This is a genomic window from Pseudovibrio exalbescens, from assembly GCF_028737195.1.
Lineage (GTDB): Bacteria > Pseudomonadota > Alphaproteobacteria > Rhizobiales > Stappiaceae > Pseudovibrio > Pseudovibrio zosterae.
Genome location: NZ_JAQZAJ010000012.1, coordinates 1 through 18,045 on the forward strand (window position 1 = coordinate 1; position 18,045 = coordinate 18,045).

Consider the following 18,045-nt stretch of genomic DNA (forward strand, 5'->3'; position numbering starts at 1 on the left):
TGAAGACTTCCATCTTCCGGGAAACTCAAGGCTAACCACCTCAAATCTCTGATCTTTTTGCCGCTCCGTCCAAGGCGCTCAAGCGCTCCGTCCCGGCGGCGTGGGGCGGGTTATAGGCCCAGCCACCGATCCCGTCAACAGCCGTTTTGAAAAAAAGTCATCACAGCCGGGAAAAACCTCAAGTCCCCACAGCACCTCAGCAAATCACCCAGCCGGCAAACCACCGAACCACCGCCCAGCAACCGCAGAAATCCGCCCCTTTTACAGCCAAATTAACAAAGCCCTAATTTCAACAGCACACGGGATAAACACCCAAGCCCACAAGGCCAACACTCAAATCGCCGTCCACCCCCCTGTCATGCCGGAGAAGGCGAGCGCAGCGAGACGCAGATCCGGCATCCAGCGCAAAACAAAAAGCACCCTCTCCTGCCGATCAGCACATCTCGATCCCGGGCCAAGCCCGGGATGACAACCGAGTAAGACGGCGGAGGCGGGAGCAGAGGTTGGGATCTCTGGCACTGGTGATGCAGCGAAGGGGCAAGATTGAGCACAAGCACCACGAAACAAGGTGGGGCGTTGGGAGTAGTGCCGAGCGGCATACCGAACCGCTCAACCACGCAACAACCGTCATACCGGACAAGGTGAGCGCAGCGAGGCGCAGATCCGGTATCCAGCGCAAAACCAACAAGCAACCGAAGCATGGGTAAGGCGACGCACCACGCGACAGCAACGCGACCCAAACGGTATTGCTGCCCAGTCGGTGCGCGGCAAGCCGACGGAAAGCACGCGCCTGTCTGCGTGGGTCCGGAAAAGAGTAAAGTCAGCAAACGCTCAGCCCGCCAGCGCTCTGCCTCCAACCAACCACCGCCCTCTCCCCCCGAAACCTACAAATGGATCCCGGATCAAGTCCGGGATGACAGCCAATAGATGAAGCGGAAGGCACAGTGCCGAGCGTTTACTGCCCAAACGCTCAACCAGCCAGCGCTAAGCCTCCAAACAACCACCGCCCTCTCGCGCCGAAACGCACAGCTGGATCCCGTGTCAAGCCCGGGATGACCGGCGAGAGCGTGAGGCGGAGGGAGACGGGGCGGAGGCGGGAGCAGAATAAGAGGAGGCCTCATATGCCACGGAGGGCGGGACAAGCCCTCGGATTGAATAAATCGTCATTTAAAACAACCGCGCATGACATCCGGCTAGCAATCAGGGATGACCGGCGAGGGGAGATAGGCCAGGTTGCGCCGAAAGATGGAGCGGCGGCGGAAGCAGAGGAAAGCGGGAACGCGCTCAACCACCCAACAACCGTCATGCCGGACTAGGCGAGCAAAGCAAACCGCAGACCCGGTATCCAGCGAAAAAACAAAAAGCAACCGAAGCATGGGGAAGGCGACGCACCACGCGACAGCAACGCGACCCAAACATTATTGCTGCCCAGTCGGTGCGCGGCAAGCCGACGGAAAGCACGCGCCTGTCTGCGTGGGTCCGAAAATGAGTAAAGTGAGCAAACGCCCAGCCAGCAAGCGATCCACCACCCTCACCTACTGAACCACCCAACATTCACATGCCGAAACACTCCTCGCGACCCACCCTTAGACAACAACCGCCCTCACCAGCCGAACCGCACATCTGTATCCCGGGTCAAGCCCGGGATGACAACCAGAAAAGGGGGCGGAGACTGAAGCAAAATGAGAGGAGCGCGGTGAGGGTGAGGCAGAGGTAGGGTGACCGCAACGACCTACGTTAGAGACGATATGAAGTCGCGGAGAGGTCCGCTCAAAGGTGGCGAGTAGGCGAAGACCATGACAAACAGGTATCCGATCACCCCCACCACCGTCATGCCGGACAAGGCGCGCGCAGCGAGACGACGATCCGGTATCCAGCGCAAAACCAACAAGCATCACGGCCAATCACGTTCCAAATTGGATCTGGCATGCGGAAAACAACTCGTGCTGTTGAGAATGGGCGGGACGGGTAAATCTGGATTGCACCTGACGCCACCCTCACCGTACGCGGGACGACAGGCTTTCTTCCATGCGGAAGCAGCTGCAGAACGCGTCTACTTGTCCCCCCTTTCAGGCCCAACCCATGGAAGGCTCGCCTGAACCAAGCGCGAAAAACTTATCCCCCTCTCCTCCTCTCGCGGCAGAACGATGCAATGATGCAGCCGAAATGAAGAGCAGCCGCTGCCCGCACAAAAGATATCCCCCTGCCACGACCGCAACAGTCCGCGAGTGTGCTGCACTCGAAACAACAGAACCCGCGGGGATAACCCATGCGTTCAATTTGCGTTGCTTTGCACGAAACGCGGATTTTAAGCATCAACGCACGCAAACACAGAAGCGCTCCTGCAAACCCCGACCACCAAACGCCCTCTCCAAACGAACCGCACAACTGGATCCCGGGTCAAGCCCGGGATGACAGCTAAGAAGGGCTGCGGAGGTGGGAGGACCAACGGGAGAGCGAGGCGTAGGTAGGGTGACCGCGACGACCTACGTTAGAGACGATGTGAAGTCGCGGGGAGGTCCGCTCAAGGGTGGCGAGTAGGCGAAGGCCATGACAAACAGGTATCCGATCACCCCCACCACCGTCATGCCGGACAAGGCGCGCGCAGCGAGACGCAGATCCGGTATCCAGCGCAAAAAAACATCTCTACCAATCATGCCTTACATTCACCCTTGAACGCGGGAAACATCTCGCACTCGTGAGATTAAGGTGGGGCGGGTAACTCTGGATTGCACCAAACGACACCCTCACCGTGCGCAGGACGACAGGCATTCTTCCATGCGGAAGCGGCTGCGGGACGTGCCTACTTGTTCCCCTCTCAGGCCCAACCCATGGAAGGCTCGCCTGAACCAAGCGCGAAAAACTTATCCCCCTCTCCTCTTATTGCCGCACAACAATTCAATTATGCAGCCGAAATGAAGAGCAGCCGCTGCCCGAACAAATGATATCCCCCGGCCACGACTGCAACAGTCCGCGAGTGTGCCGCACGCAAAACAGCAGAACCTGCGGGGATAACCCATGCGTTCAATTTGCGTTGCTTTGAACAAAACACGGATTTTAAGCATCAACGCACGCAAACACAGAAGCGCTCCTGCAAACTCCGCCCCACAAACGCCCTCTCCAAACGAACCGCACAACTGGATCCCGGGTCAAGCCCGGGATGACAACCAATAGATGAAGCGGACGAAGAGCTAAATAGGTATCCGATAAACCACCCCAACACCGTCATGCCGGACAAGGTGAGCGCAGCGAGACGCTGATCCGGTATCCAGTGCCGAGCAACTGCGGAGCGGCGGAACCGAGGCCATTGGCGGGTGGACAGAAAGGTATTTGGGCTTACTGGCAACCTCTCTGGTTCATGGTACTACCGCATCGGCAATCGTAAAATCCTAGTAATGTATAGATCCTGCTTCCCCAGATAACGCGATAAAATAAAAGACGCTGCCCTAAACCAAGTTACAGACCAATAAAATGGAATGGAATCAAAACATCAATTGGCTCGAAAGTCACTATAAGGACTTTGAAAGGACTCATACTAAAGATTCATATCAGGATTGAATTGTTTCATAACAGGACATTTTACATAGGAGCGGCATGAAAAACGACGCTGCGTATACCTAAATTACAGTGGATAAATATTGAACATCCATTTTAAGAAAAATAGAGTCAAAGGAACGATGTAACGTTTGCGTCATACAACTAATTGTGGCGAGTAGTTATTATGATTGTGGCGCAGATTTTTGCAGCCATCTCGATTACACTTGGGATGGCTATTCTCATTTACCTTGGGGTGCGGTGGTATAAGAAACATCCCTTCAGCCTCAGCTTCAAAATCCACCCTGTAAAGGCTCACTACGGATTCCGCAGGGGGTTTGCCAAGTGGACGGCAATTCGTGCCTTAAAGCGACCATTCTCTGGACTATTTTGGCGATCGAACATCAAGCTGAAAGACAAAAGTGGCCAGCGAAGCCATATCGACTTCTTTGCAGTTGGCCCGCAAGGAATCTTTATCATTGAGGTAAAGTTTTGGAGTGGCTTCATAACCGGCTCCAGGAACGCGCAGAACTGGTATCGTCTCAGCGGAAAAAGCACGCGCCCCCTCGTAAACCCCTTGACGCAGAATGCTGGCCGCATTCGGCTCATTTCTCAATACACCGGCATTCCAGAGGATCGATTCAAAAACATTGTCCTTCTTTATGGCTTCAACAAATGGGGCGGCGGCCAGCTTCCTGACGGCTGCTTTTTCAGCCTTAAGGCGCTTAAGAGACACTTGGTCTCGGCCCTCAGCAAGGACAGCACCTGCTTGTTGACGGATGAAGAAGTCGCGACCGTGGCTCATGCCATGACCAAAGCGACCCAACAAGTGCCAACCGCTTCTTTCACCACGCCCCAACAAGCGTAAACGTTAGAAAAGTCAGTAAACGTTCAACCAGCCAGCGCTCTGCCTTCAGACAACCAACGCCCTCTCCTGCCGGGCCACCTATCTGGATCCCGGGTCAAGCCCGGGATGACAGCCGAGGGATGGGGCGGCGGGAGCAGAGGTCCGGAGGAGCGCCGTGAGGGTGAGGCGCAGGCGGAAGGACCAACATGAGAGTTAGGCGAAGGGAGTAGAGAAAGGCCACGACGTGGTGCGCAACCGATGACCAACGAAGGTAGGCCGTAGAGAGCACACAGAATACTGCACTGAGTAGAAAATACACATCAAAAGGTGCAGAGCGCAGAGTACAAAATGCAGAGCCCAGAGTGCTGGGGTACGGATTACACAGCACAAAGTTCAGCGCAGAGTGCGGGATGCGGGGTGCGGGGTGCGGGGTGCAGGGTGCGGGGTGCGGATTACACAGCGCAAAGTACAGTGCAGAGTGCAGAGTGCGGAGTGCGGGTGCGGGTGCAGGGTGCAGAGCGCCCACAGAACACAGTGCAAAGCAAGGGGCAAGGGGCAAGGGGCAAGGGGCAAGGGGCAGAGAAGAGACAACGGCTTGGTCTTTTCAATCAACAGATTGCAAAAGCCGCGTGACGTTTTCCCGTCGCCGTGAAGCAGGTGGGTGAGATGATGAGGCCAGCTTGCATGGAGCCGTTCGCTGTCCCCTCTCCTATTTGACTCGCATGGAGCCGTTCGCTGCCCCCTCTCCTATTTGAAGGTGTGTTCCGGCCCCGGGAAGGCTCGGTTTTTAACGTCTTGCGCGTAGGACTTGACCGCAAGAGAAATGGTTTCTTCCAGCTCCGCATAACGCTTGACGAACTTCGGCTTGAAGTCGCTGAACAGGCCCAGCATGTCATCGGTTACCAGTATTTGCCCATCGCACCCATTTGAGGCACCGATGCCGATGGTGGGAATGGTGACTTTTGCAGTGATTTCCTCAGCCAGTGCTCTGGGCAGCTTTTCAAGCGTGAGCGCAAAGGCCCCCGCCTCACTTGCCGCCATGGCATCGCTTAAAACCTTGGCTGCGCTCTCTCCGCGCCCTTGAACCTTGTAGCCGCCAAAACCGTTGACCGCCTGCGGGGTGAGCCCCACGTGCCCCATGACAGGAATGCCTCGTGCCGTCAAAAACGCGATGGTTTCAGCCATGGCTTCACCACCTTCCAGCTTGACCGCCGCGCAGCCGGTCTCTGCCATGAGACGAGCGGCATTCTTGAACGCCTGCTCTTTGCTTGCCTCATAGGAGCCAAACGGCATGTCCACCACCAGCACCGCATTGCTGGTGCCGCGGCGCACGGCTTGCCCATGCATGATCATCATTTCCATGGTGACGCCAAGGGTGGAGGGCAACCCATGCACCACCATGCCCACACTGTCGCCAACCAGAATCAGGTCGCAATGCGGGTCCAACAGCCGCGCAATGGGTGTTGTATAGGCCGTGAGGCAGACGATGGGTTCCGCACCTTTTCGGGCCTTGATGTCTGGCGGAGTGATGCCGCCTTTTGTTGAGGTGGCGCTCATGCGGTTGCTCCCTTGCGCTCATGGGCCTCCACAATCGTGTGATCCAGAAGCTTTGCCGGGCCAAACTGCACATACACAAAAATGAAAGTGCGTTGGGGCAAGCTGTTCTGAGCGGGTTCCATGGTTTCAGCATTGCAGATGGCGATCATGTCGATTTTGGCCAGAGGTTCGGCTTCGATCTTTGCCCGCAGCCGCTGTTCCAGCTCATGGGGGCTGAGCGCTTCTGATGCCAGCCACTGCCGCGCTTCCATGAGGCTGCGATAGAGGATGGTGGCGGCGTGACGTTCCTGCGGATTGAGGTAGGCATTTCGGGAACTCATGGCGAGGCCGTCTGGCTCGCGCACTGTGGGCACCGACATGATTTCAACGGGCATGGCCAAGTCTGCGACCATCTGCTTGATGACCAGAAGTTGCTGGTAGTCTTTTTCGCCGAAATAAGCCCGGTCTGGCTGAACCATGTTAAACAGCTTGGTGACCACTGTTGCCACGCCGCGAAAGAAAATGGGCCGCAGCTTGCCAATGAGACGGGCCGCCAAAGCCGGCACCTCCACATAGGTTTGCGTGGGTGCGGGATACATCTCTTCCTGAGGCGGGGCAAACAGCACGTCGGCACCCACCTCGCGCAGCAAGCGGCTGTCGCGCTCCAAGTCCCGAGGATATTGGGCTAAATCTTCAGTCGGGCCGAACTGCTCGGCGTTGACAAAAATGGAGACAACGACAACATCGCAGTCTGCCTTGGCGCGGCGCACCAGTTCCAAGTGACCATCATGCAAAAACCCCATGGTGGGCACGAATCCGATACGTTTTCCCTCGCGCTTCAAGGGAGCAAGCAGGCTTCGAAGCGCGCTGAGGCGGGCAACTTCCTTCATTGCAATTCCTTTTTCTTGCTAACCTACCCTAGCGTCTTGCGGGACGCTCCGCAAAAAATGCGAGACTGGCGCGAGACCATATTGCAAATGAAAAGCGGTCTCATTAGGAGTTTCGTTGGGTTCTCTAGGCACCGGGCCTTTCTTGCACAAGGCGGCACCCACCAACCCTGCAAGCTACACAACCATGGAACCCCGGATGCCGTGCACACCGATCTGGCGCATTATGTGCGCTTTTCTCACTGTTATCATTGGCGTTTCTGCCGCCCACAGTGCCCCATTGCAATGGGACAGCCGCTTGACGCGAGCCACGCTTGCCAACGGGTTTTCCTACATCATTTACCCAAGCGGCAACGACAGTGACCCCTTCAATTTGCGCCTAATTGTGCATGCCGGATCTGTGGATGAAGCTGAGCCGAGTGGTGTCGCGCACATTTTGGAGCACATGGCCTTTCAGCGGACTGAGGCGCACCCAGAGGGCGTGCATGCCTACATTGACAGTCTGGGCTGGAAAACCGGCCTTCAGGTGAACGCGCTCACGCGGAAAACCGAAACGCAATACATGGTGCGCACCCGGCCAAACGATGCGCTGAACCTGGAACAGAGCATCAACTTTCTGGCCGATATTACGCTGGGGCCCAAGCTCCTTTCAGAAGACTGGGACAACGAGCGCAAGGTTATTCTGGAGGAGCTGCGCCTTGACGGAAGCCTTGCAGAGCGGGTGAACCGGCAGCGCAATGCCGTTGTGCTGAATGGTTCACGCCATGTGGGACGCCCGCCCATTGGCACCAGAAAAAGCATTGAAGCCACAACCGTGGAGGACTTGCGCGCCTTTCACGCCGCCTATTATGTGCCCGCCAATATGACGCTCATCGTTTCTGGCAATGTGGCAGTGAAACAAGCGGTAGCAGCCATTGAGAGCAGTTTTGGCGCTGCACCTAGCGGGCCGGCTCCTGACCGGTCTTATGTCAAGTTGCCACTAGAACCGGGGCTTTACATCGGCAAGGTGCAAGACCCTGATGGCACGACATCGCGGGTTGCCTATGGCCTGCGCATGGCGTTGCCACCTCGCAATAGTGAGGTGGGGCTGAAGCGCTATCTTGAGAACTACTTCCTCAAGCGCTTGATGCGCGATGAAGTGTGGCGCGCGCGCCCTCATCTGCCCGATGACATCAAAGCGCTGACGCTGACCAGCAAGGAAAGCACGAATGAGCGGCTCGTGATGGCGATTGCTGCCACAACGGAGAACCATCAGCTTGGCCTTGAATGGGTGCTGCGGGAGTTGGAGCGGCTGAACCAGAAGGGCATTTCCGAGGAGGCATTTGAGGCCCTTCGAGAAAAAGCACGCGACATCGCCAGCCGCAATGTAGCCGCCGCAGAAGCGCGAGACTTCAAACAATGGGAAGACCGTATCGCTTCGGCAGTGCTGCAGGAAGGGGTGCTGGAAGACCCCAGTGTGCGCGCCGAGCGGACATTGAAATGGATTGATGCACTCACGCTTGAGGAGCTGAACACCCGAATGCGGGAGATGCTCGCCAGCACGGATGCGTTTCTCTACTATCAGGTGGGTGGGCATCTGGAGCGGGAGCTGCCGTCGAAAGATGACGTGTCCGCGCTGAAACGGCAGTTTTCAGAGGAAGCCCTCGCCCCTTGGCCAGCGCCGGAACCTGCGGCAATCCAAGCCGCAGCAAAAGCGCCGGAGAAAGCCCCTAAGCTCCCTGAGCTAGAGCCGCAGGAAGCGCAAGCAGCGTTTGGACACAAAAGCTTTGAAGAAACGGGCGTTAAGGAATGGACACTGGCCAATGGTGACCGCGTTGTTTGGCTGAACCGGCCAACCCCTGACGGCAAGCTGTATGTCAAAGCGCTTTCCGTGGCCGGTTTCAAGACGGAAGAACTGCCAAGCTGGTTGTCGCAGGCAGCCTTGCAGCTATGGGAACAAAGTGGGTTCTCGTTCTGGCCACAGGAGACTTTTGACCAGTGGGCGCAGACAGTGCCGGCACGGTGGAGCTGGAAACAGCGTGACACCGAGCTCGACATTGCCGCTGTCATGGCGCCAGATAAACTCAGTGATTTCCTCAAAACCTATCACCACCGCGTGGTGAATGGCCTGGTACGGGAAGAAGGCCTGACTGCCTTCCGCAGCTCCGTTGCAGAGGAACGAGCCCGGCAGGCGCGCCAACGTAACCGCCTGAGTGACAAGGTGGCCGCACTGCGGTTTGGTGCGGGCGGTGACAGCTTGCCAAGCGAAGCCGATCTGGAAGCGCTGACAGTTGATGAACTGGAGCGGGCAGCAAGACGGCTTCTTGCCGAGCCGGTGACCCTGTTTATGGTGGGCGAAGCAGATGCTGCCCAGCTTGAGGCACTCACCACCCGCTATCTTGGCACCCTGCCCCGCACCCTGAGCCTGACACCCGCGCCAAGCCTGCAGATGGACGGCACGCACGCGGCCACCTTCAAGGTCTACGACTCGGACCGGGCGAGCGTAACGCTGCATGGCTTCACCCCCATGGACTGGGGCCCGGAAGCAGGCTTCAAGCTTTCAACGCTCACGCCCGTTGCCCAACTTGCGCTAAAGCGCGAGCTGCGTCACCGCCTCTCTGGCATCTACAGTCTTGAGTTTGAACTGTCGCTGGACAAGGATCAGAACCGGGCAGTCTCGCGGCTTCACTTCGTTTGCGCCCCAGAGCGCGCGCAGGAGCTGGCAGAAGCAGCCAAGGCGACCCTGAGCCGGCTTCACGAAACTGTGGCTGATGCAAACGTGAGGCGCATTCGCGAAGACATCGGCTTTGCGGAGGAAGGCCGGTTGCGTGATGCAAACACATGGCTGCGCCGTCTGGCCCTGAGCTATGCCCGCTACGGTGACCCGCGTTATCTTGAGAGCATGCAGGGACTGGCCGATGAGATGACCACTGAAAGCCTGGAGGCGCTGGCCAAACAGGTGTTTCCGCAGCCCCACAGCGTGCTGGTGATCGGCCTTCCCAAAGAGTGAAGGGCCCGAACTGATTCATGAATGCGGCCGAAGGCGCGACAAAGGCAAATGCAACGAAGCAACAAACTCGCCGTTTGCCTTTGAAAACTCCAAGGTGCCGCCGTGTGCGAGCGCTGCTTGCTCAACGATTGCAAGGCCAAGGCCTGTGCCGTCTCCGCTGCGCGCCGCGTTGCCGCGTGCAAACGGGCGGGTAAGCGCCTTGGCTTGCTCGGGTTCCAGCCCAGCACCGCGATCCGCAACCTCCAGAAACAAGGTGGCCCCGCCCCTGCGTGCGGACACGCGCACGGGCATGGCACCATAGCGCAGAGCGTTGATCATGAGGTTGCCAAGAGCCCGAATGAGCGCGCCCTGACGAACCGACACAAAAAGATCTTCAGTGACTTCAACATCCACCTTGCCAACAACGTCCACTGCCTTGATGGCGCGGTTCAAAAGGGTGGACAAGGATATATCGGAGGGTTCTTCCGCCTCAAACCCGCGCGCGTATTCTAGGAACTGAACCAGCATGCTCTCGATCCGGTCCACTTGACGTTTGGCGAGATGCCAACCTCGATCTGAAGAAATTCCCAGATCTTGTGAAATCGCAAAGACCGCGTTCACCACCGCGCTGAGTGAAGGGACCCGCTAACGAGAAGGGGGTACGGGAACTGCTTTCACAGAAGCAACCAAAAGCAGTGGGCATCACTTTAGAAGGTGGTGCCCTCTGTATGTTGAACCCATATAATCGCCTTCTGAAATGTCAGCAGCTACGGCGATCATCGATACAATGACCTACATTGAGCGGCTAGTTCAAATCGGGGAGAGGCTCGAAAGCGAGCGCGTTTTGCGAACCGGCGCTCAAGTTACCATTGTGCTTGCGGAGCCCGGTGCGGGAAAGACTGAACTGATGAAATCGCTGGCTACACACTTCGGCGTGCAGCGAATTCGAGCAAGTCAGTTTCGGCATAAAACGAAGTTCTCAGAAAATCCCGTCCTAATCATCGATGGTGTTGACGAAGTTGCGAAGATCGATCAATCCGCAGTTGATCAGCTAATTGTCAAAGCGGAAGACCTGTGCCCTGACAGGGTGTTTTTCGCCAGCAGGTCTGGGCAGTGGGAACATGCGCGGACGATAGCTGTTAAGCAATCATTCGGTGTCGAACCTCAGATCGTATATCTAAAGCCGCTGAACCACGACGAACAGCGGAAGCTTTTCGAAGCCTACAAGCCGGACCACAACTACGCCGAGTTTAAAGACGGCATTTCCGGTCTGGATGTGGGACCTCTGCTCGGCAATCCTCAGATACTCAAGGTATTCGCAGACGCATATACACAGAACGGCGGAAGCTTCGGGACAAAGCGGCAGGTGTTCGCTGACGCCATTAATCAACTCGCGAGCGAACATAACGATGAACTGGTTCAATCTGACCGGACGCCAACCTCAGAAATAATTGCGTACGTCGAAGAGCTGTTTTGCAAGCTTCTCTTGAGTGGTGCGTCAGGCGTCACGTTGACTGAACGAAAAGCCGACCGGGACTTTCCTTACGTGACGGCTTTGTTGGGCGCTGGCGCACGCGGTTCTGAAGCGGCCAACACCGGATTGTTCAAACCGGCAGAGACCGAAGATCAACTCGAGCCGGTACATCGCATAATTGCTGAACATGCTGCCGCTCGCTATCTAACGCGACGCATCGACGATCTAAATGATAGGCTCTCACTCAGACGCGTTATGTCGGTGATTGCGCCCAACCAAGTGGCTCGCGATGAACTTCGTGGGCTGCTTGCTTGGATGGCCACAGAAGGTGGCGTTTCGATCGAGCGCGCCGTGATCGACATTGATCCATACGCGATCATATCCAACGGTGATCCATCTTTCCTTTCGGCATCCTCGAAGTCTTACCTGCTTGCCAAAATTGCTGAAGTTGCTGAGCTCAACCCTCATTTCAGGGGAGCAGACGTGTGGCGAGAATTCAGCGCGAACGGTTTCTTCACAGACGAGGTTGTCGCTGATGTCGAAAAGATTCTGACGGAAAAGCCGGGTTCAGACGCCTTGAATTCCCTCCTGCTGGAGCTTCTTACCGGAACTTCTGCGGCAGAAAAGTTGACCGATCTTCTCTCTGGAATTTTGCTCGACAACAACCAAGGTAAATATCAACGCACACGCGCTTTACGGGTGCTGTTCAAGAATTCGAACTTTGAAATTGTTAAAACGTTTGATGAGCTCCTTGCAGAGGGCTCGCATGAGGCTATGGAACTTGCCTCTGAGCTCTTCGAGTTCGGCTACGATAATCACTTTTCTCTTAATGATGGCAGTAGATTACTTCACTCAATTACGGAAAGCTCCTTTCTGAAAGGTCGCGACACCTATGATGAACACACGTCCCGATATTTCATCATTCCACTCATCCGTCTGTTCGATGCCGATGCATTGGTCTTTTTCCTCGACACGTTGAGCAATGGTCTGACATGTGCCTGTGACAGTAAAGCGTTCTATGATTGCAACTGCCGCTACGGCCGAAGCTATCTGATTGCGAAATTGTTGGATCGCTTAGTCGAGCTTGGTGGCTACTCATTAAGCGCGGAGCAGGTTTGGCGTTGGCTTCAAAATGTTCGATATCCTTACGGGCGCTCAGGGAACGGCAGCTTGGGGGTTTCAGCGCTACAATCTGATGATGAGCTTCGTCGCGCTATTCATCGCCTCGCTTTCGGAGAGCTTGATGAGCGGGACGCGATTCTCGACCTGAAGTTCAGCATTTTTTCCGGTCGTGGTCACTCAGGCCTGTCATTCCGAATGGGTGACTTCAAAGCACTCTCCGACTTTGCTTTCGAGCACGACAACGATCTGCTGTGGTCATGCTTTATCGAGCACCATAGCCCGTACGAGAAGGATAATTTTCAGAACCCTTATCGAGCACATATGCGAAAACAGGCTCTGGAGAAACCAGCTTTCCTCAAATGCTGGACACAAGCGCAAAAGATGTGGAGCCAGCAACTCGCTGAAGCAAAACCTCGCCCATGGCGACGGTCGGCACGCAAGCGCAAGCGGGATCGGATACAAGATGAAATTCGTCAAAAAAAACAGACCCACTTCGACGAGAACCGCTTGCAAATTGAAGCAGGACAACATTGGGGATGGCTTGAGCTATTTGGCAGAAGCTACCTGTTCAATTCAACCGAACACCTGCCGGATATGGGCGACGAGGAGTTCCATATCCGTGCCCTGTGCAACAGTTTCGATTTCCTAAAGCCCCACATTCCTACACTGGAAGAAATCGCCGCAGAGCGCAACACCTTTACAATTGTCACTACCGCCCACGCTGCGTGCCTTGCACATTATCGGAGGTGCGGGACACTACGCGGCATCGATCGATCAGTTCTCGAAGCAGTTAGGACAGATGCTGACGTATCATACATGGTCGGAGGTAGCGATGATCTCTCCGCCTTCCGTAACGAATTGGAAGCGGAGCTCTGGAGCACCACTGAACAAGCCGAGAGTTTTGCTCGTCGTTACATTGAACCCCAAATCGCAGATCCGGCACGAGAGCATTCCGATATCGGATGGTTGCTCCACAAGCGGCAATTCGAGCCCCTGCGCGGCGAATTATCCGTAGATTGGATGAAGCGGTATCCGCTCATGCATCTAAACAACATGCGCCGTCTGTTCGATATGGTGTCGATTAGCTGCGATAGAATCTGGCTCGAAACTTATGTAGATCAGCGCCTCGCTCATCTGGAGGAAGAAAGCGCCGCAGCTAAGCAAAGCGAACGCTGGACACTCGCCCACGACTTTTGGCGTCTTCGAAAATTCTTCATCTGCGAAAAGCCAGACGAAGCCACCATTGAATGGTTGTCGGAGAGTAAAGAACGGCTTCTCGCGTTGGAAGCAGCCACCGGTCGCCTGAATCGCGATGAACAATCGGGCTGGAAGGAACTATCCGCAGACAAGATCGGGATGATCTTGAGGACGTTCGTCGATCTTTGGCCCAAGGTGCACCTCCCAAACCATTGGGGAACAGGTGACCCTCCCGAGCAAACTGCGTATAGGTTCCTTACGGACATCGTGTGGGCAATAGGTCGCGATACGCCAAGGAAGGCCCTCCCGGTTCTCGACGAACTCATCTCCGATCCGCGCTTCGTCGATTTCAACGTCTCGCTTAAATCAATCAAGGCAAACGTCTTGAAACAACAAGCCTTGGAGGGATTTGAACCGCCAACACCTGAACTCATCACTCACATGCTCGACAATCAGAAGATCTCCTGTGTTGAGGATATGAGAGCGTTGCTAATTGAAATATTTGATGAAATTCAGGCCTGGCTAAATGGATCTGAGACTGATCCCATAAATCAGTTTTATGATAGACAGAAGAACGGTACCTTCGTCCGAAAGGACGAAAACGGTACGACGAAAATCATCGCTGACCGACTTAAGCTGCGCTGCGAAACGCTAGGCTTAAACGTAACAATTGAGCTCCACCAGCGCGACGATAACAGGACGGATATCGGCATTCTTTCTAACCTTGCCGGACAAAATGCTCTGCTTGTTATTGAGGCAAAGGGCCAATGGCACAGAGAACTGTACACTGCGGCAGCTGAACAATTGGACGCGCGCTATTCAATTCATCCAAGCGCAGCGCGGCAGGGCATATATTTGGTCTACTGGTTTGGAGTAGAAACCGATGTTGCAGGCGTCAAAAAGCATGGCATAAAGTCAGCAGCTGAACTTCGCCAGAAGATTCTAGACAACATGCCGACCGAGCTGAAAGCCAGAATCAACGTCGTTGTTATCGACTTCAGCCGATGACTCCCAGTTCATTGTCAAGTCGGCAAAGCTACAAGACAAGCAAAGATTGGTCGCTCTGCAAGAGAAGCGACGGAGCGATCCCATCTGCACCATCAGATATCTCACTCTAGCACCTGACACCCAAGCACAATTGGCGCTGGAGCGCCCGAAACACACTCACACCACATCACATTGATCTTGCTGAACAAAAGTGGTGCCCGGAGGCGGATTCGAACCACCGACACGCGGATTTTCAATCCGCTGCTCTACCAACTGAGCTATCCGGGCTAAGCGAAACGGGTGACCCGGTCGCGAAGTGAGCGTCTTATAGGAATGATTTACGGCCATGTCCAGCACTCTGGCGCAGTTTTCCAGCTTTTCAGCATCTTTTAGCGCGTGATTGCGGCGCACCGTGATCTGTCGGCAAGGATCGTCAGCCACTTGAATCTCCGGGATTTTAGGTTGCGGCGGCCCTCGCCAGAATGAGCAAGGTCGTGACAGGCAGAACCAAGCCGCAACAGGCTTCGTAAACAGGTCGCGAGCCAAGGAGAAGAAATGCCTGCCTACCTGCACGGTCTTGCCACTGCTGTTCCGCCCCATGTCATTGAACAGGATGAAGCCCTGGCCCGTGCGCAGCGGATTCTTGAACCGGTCTACCCCCAGTTTGCTGCGGTTTCCGAGAGCTTTTTGCGCGCAGGCATCGACCGGCGGCATTCTGTTGTTCCTCTCACATGGTTTGACAGGCCAAAGGGGTGGCAAGAACGAAACGAAGCCTATCTAACCGGTGCTTCGGCCCTTTTTGTTGAGGCCGCGCGAAAGGCCCTCGCGTCAGCGCGCCTGCCCGCCCGTGATGTAGATTGCATCGTTACTGTGTCATCAACCGGCATTGCCACGCCCTCTTTGGAGGCGATGGTGCATGCAGAAATGGGGTTTCGCACCGATGTGAAACGGGTTCCAGTGTTTGGTCTGGGCTGTGCTGGCGGGACTTCCGGCCTGGATCTTGCCCGCTCTCTTGCTGAAGCCGAACACGGGAGCCGCATTCTGTTCGTGTGCATCGAGCTGTGTACGCTGTCTTTTCGCTCCAAAACACCGCAAAAGTCCGATGTGGTGGCAACCATGCTTTTTGGCGATGGCGCAGCGGCAGCCGTGCTGTCATCTTCCCCGCCTGACCATGCCACTCCCGTAAGACTGTATGGTGGATATCAGCATTTGTGGCCAAACACCCTGAATGTCATGGGATGGGATCTGGATGAGGATGGGCTCGTCGTGGTGTTTGATCGTGCCATTCCCCCGTTTATCAGCAGCCAGTTTCGCGAGGCGTCCTTGGGCGCTCTAGCGCATTTCAACCTGACGCTGCACTCTGGCCCGCGCTTTGTTTGCCATCCGGGCGGCGCAAAAGTCATACCTGCGCTGGAGGATGCCTTGAACATTGGCGATGGCGCGCTTGAAGCTGAGCGCAAGGTTCTTGCCAACTATGGCAACATGTCGGCCCCCACCGTTCTGTTCGTCCTAAAGGAGGCCCTAAAAGCCGGCCATGAGGGGCCCTTTGTCATGGCTGCGCTTGGCCCCGGCTTTACAGCTTCCTTTGTTCATGCGTCGAGAGGCACATGAATGGAGCATCTGTCGTGGCCTGCCGTTGCCTTTCTCGTTCTCGTGGGTGTCCAGCGCCTTTGTGAACTCGTCTATGCCAATGCCAATACCAAACGCCTGTTAAAAAACGGGGCGCGCGAGGTGGCGCCTTCCCACTACAAGATCATCGTGGCGCTGCATGCCAGCTGGCTGCTGTCTCTTGCTTTATTTGGTTGGTCCGCATCGCTGCACTGGCTGTGGCTGAGCGTCTTCGTTGCTTTGCAACTCATGCGAATTTGGACGCTGGCGAGCTTGAAGGAGCGATGGACCACCAGGATCATTGTCACCGACGCTCCACTGATTACATCCGGGCCCTACAGATACCTCAAACACCCAAACTACCTTATCGTGGCTTTCGAAATTCCGGTTGGGGCACTGGTTTTGGGGCTTACAGAGGTTGCGGTCATTTTCGGCCTGCTGAACCTCGGCGTCCTTTATTGGCGTATCCGTCAGGAAGACGCGGCGCTTCGCAAGCAGGCCCTATAGAGAGCCCTAAGGGGACCCTCTGATTTCAGAGTTGCCCAAGCAGTGTTGTCAGGCCATCCTCGGCTGCATCAGAGGCACACTCCGCGCCCGCCCAAGGGAACCATCCTGCCTATGTATCTTACCCTCTGCCTAATCTTTGCATTCATCTTTCTCTACAGCATCTCAAGCCTTGGACTTGAGCAGAAGCCAGTTAATGGCGCGCTGCTCTTTACACTTTTAGGTCTTTTGTTCGGCCCGGTGGGACTTGGCTGGCTTCAACTGGATGTCCGTGCAGAATCCCTGAAGGTCCTTGCAGAGCTCACACTCGCACTTGTTCTGTTTACAGATGCAGCACATACAAATCTGACCGCCCTTAAACGAAGCATCGGCATTCCAATCCGGCTGCTGATCATCGGTCTGCCCTTAACCATCCTTTTGGGCGGTGTTTTTGGATACCTGCTTTTTCCGGGCATCCCGGCAATTGAACTCGCCCTGCTTGCGGCCCTCCTCGCACCGACCGATGCCGCCCTCGGAAAAGCCGTGGTTACGTCAAAAAAGGTGACTGCCGACATACGCAGCACGCTCAACATCGAAAGCGGCCTAAACGATGGGATTTGCGTCCCGATTGTGCTGAGCTTCCTCGCCATTGCCGTGGAACCGGAAGCAAACCAAACCTTCCGCGAGCTCGCAATACCCTTGATTGTCGAGGAACTGGGCATCGGTGGCGCCGTAGGCCTAGCAGTTGCACTTGGTGCTCACTTTCTGGTGGAGGAAGCCAGTAAGGCAAAATGGATCAGCAGTTCGTGGAAACACATTGTCATATTGGGAGTTGCAGGACTTTGTTTTGCCGCAGCGCAGGCAGCTGGGGGATCTGGGTTCATCGCTGCCTTTGTTGGTGGGCTGACCTATGGCGCTTTCAAACGCCCCTACAAAGAACAGTTTCTATCCGCGGCTGAAGGGACGGGGGACACATTCGCCTTGGTGACTTGGGTTTTATTCGGTGCAGCCGTAGTCGGTCCTGCCCTATCGGTGTTTACACCCGAGATCATTGTCTATTCAATCTTGAGCCTGACGATCATCCGAATGCTCCCAGTCTATTTGAGCCTCACCCCAAGCTACCTTCAAAAGAAGGACAAGCTGTTTATTGGATGGTTTGGCCCACGTGGACTCGCTAGCGTTGTTTTTGCGATCATCATTTTGGATTCAGAAATAAGCAACCCGGGCCCGCTCATCGCAACTGCTGTCTGCACAATTACACTCAGCATCCTGCTTCACGGGATAACGGCCGGACCGTTTTCCAAGATATTCGACAGGACATAGGAGCTGCCCCAGACGCCTTTCTGAGGTTTTTGCCTTTGTGGGTTTGTTCTGGGCGCGGCATGGATGTTTTGTTGGGTGT

10 protein-coding genes and 1 tRNA gene are annotated in these 18,045 nt (G+C 55.6%); 6 read left to right on the top strand and 5 right to left on the bottom strand.

All coding sequences use genetic code 11. The annotated features are described in order from the left end of the window. Positions 1-2,486: 2,486 nt before the first annotated feature. Positions 2,487-2,657, bottom strand: a complete 171-nt coding sequence (locus PUV47_RS19680; RefSeq protein ID WP_274220312.1) for a hypothetical protein — start codon at positions 2,655-2,657, stop codon at positions 2,487-2,489. Positions 2,658-3,721: 1,064 nt separating this feature from the next. On the opposite strand from PUV47_RS19680, the gene PUV47_RS19685 reads away from it, so the two are divergent. Next, entirely contained in the window at positions 3,722-4,402 is a 681-nt protein-coding gene (locus PUV47_RS19685) for a nuclease-related domain-containing protein (protein WP_274220313.1), read from the top strand. 726 nt (positions 4,403-5,128) lie between these two features. On the opposite strand, the gene panB is transcribed toward PUV47_RS19685, so the two are convergent. After that, on the bottom strand, positions 5,129-5,938 hold the full coding sequence (panB, locus tag PUV47_RS19690) for a 3-methyl-2-oxobutanoate hydroxymethyltransferase (RefSeq protein WP_274220314.1): 810 nt from the start codon (positions 5,936-5,938) through the stop codon (positions 5,129-5,131). Then, positions 5,935-6,807 (bottom strand): pantoate--beta-alanine ligase, encoded by an 873-nt coding sequence (gene panC, locus PUV47_RS19695; RefSeq protein WP_274220315.1) that lies wholly within the window; start codon positions 6,805-6,807, stop codon positions 5,935-5,937. Before panC ends, panB begins: the two co-directional genes overlap by 4 nt. A gap of 295 nt (positions 6,808-7,102) precedes the next feature. Between panC and PUV47_RS19700 the strand changes: the two genes are divergently transcribed. Next, entirely contained in the window at positions 7,103-9,793 is a 2,691-nt protein-coding gene (locus PUV47_RS19700; protein WP_274220316.1) for a M16 family metallopeptidase, read from the top strand. 15 nt (positions 9,794-9,808) lie between these two features. Here PUV47_RS19700 and PUV47_RS19705 read toward each other — a convergent pair whose 3' ends face one another. After that, positions 9,809-10,393 (bottom strand): sensor histidine kinase, encoded by a 585-nt coding sequence (locus tag PUV47_RS19705; protein ID WP_274220317.1) that lies wholly within the window; start codon positions 10,391-10,393, stop codon positions 9,809-9,811. A 166-nt stretch (positions 10,394-10,559) separates the two neighbouring features. On the opposite strand from PUV47_RS19705, the gene PUV47_RS19710 reads away from it, so the two are divergent. Then, entirely contained in the window at positions 10,560-14,573 is a 4,014-nt protein-coding gene (locus PUV47_RS19710) for a hypothetical protein (RefSeq protein ID WP_274220318.1), read from the top strand. A 191-nt stretch (positions 14,574-14,764) separates the two neighbouring features. On the opposite strand, the gene PUV47_RS19715 is transcribed toward PUV47_RS19710, so the two are convergent. Next, positions 14,765-14,840: transfer RNA gene (locus PUV47_RS19715), tRNA-Phe, on the bottom strand. Positions 14,841-15,107: 267 nt separating this feature from the next. On the opposite strand from PUV47_RS19715, the gene PUV47_RS19720 reads away from it, so the two are divergent. The 3 genes from PUV47_RS19720 to PUV47_RS19730 all read left to right on the top strand — a co-directional run bounded on the left by PUV47_RS19720 (position 15,108) and on the right by PUV47_RS19730 (position 17,966). After that, positions 15,108-16,163: a type III polyketide synthase gene (locus tag PUV47_RS19720; protein WP_274220319.1), complete on the top strand. Its 1,056-nt coding sequence runs from the start codon at positions 15,108-15,110 to the stop codon at positions 16,161-16,163. 9 nt (positions 16,164-16,172) lie between these two features. Continuing rightward, positions 16,173-16,667, top strand: coding sequence for an isoprenylcysteine carboxyl methyltransferase family protein (locus tag PUV47_RS19725; protein ID WP_274220321.1), 495 nt, complete (start codon positions 16,173-16,175; stop codon positions 16,665-16,667). Positions 16,668-16,778: 111 nt separating this feature from the next. Next, positions 16,779-17,966, top strand: coding sequence for a cation:proton antiporter (locus PUV47_RS19730; protein WP_274220320.1), 1,188 nt, complete (start codon positions 16,779-16,781; stop codon positions 17,964-17,966). Positions 17,967-18,045 lie beyond the last annotated feature (79 nt).

Coding starts and splice junctions, on each gene's coding strand:
- PUV47_RS19680 (WP_274220312.1), bottom strand. CDS start 2,657: ATGATTGGTAGAGATGTTTTTTTGCGCTGGATACCGGATCTGCGTCTC.
- PUV47_RS19685 (WP_274220313.1), top strand. CDS start 3,722: ATGATTGTGGCGCAGATTTTTGCAGCCATCTCGATTACACTTGGGATG.
- panB (WP_274220314.1), bottom strand. CDS start 5,938: ATGAGCGCCACCTCAACAAAAGGCGGCATCACTCCGCCAGACATCAAG.
- panC (WP_274220315.1), bottom strand. CDS start 6,807: ATGAAGGAAGTTGCCCGCCTCAGCGCGCTTCGAAGCCTGCTTGCTCCC.
- PUV47_RS19710 (WP_274220318.1), top strand. CDS start 10,560: ATGACCTACATTGAGCGGCTAGTTCAAATCGGGGAGAGGCTCGAAAGC.
- PUV47_RS19720 (WP_274220319.1), top strand. CDS start 15,108: ATGCCTGCCTACCTGCACGGTCTTGCCACTGCTGTTCCGCCCCATGTC.
- PUV47_RS19730 (WP_274220320.1), top strand. CDS start 16,779: ATGTATCTTACCCTCTGCCTAATCTTTGCATTCATCTTTCTCTACAGC.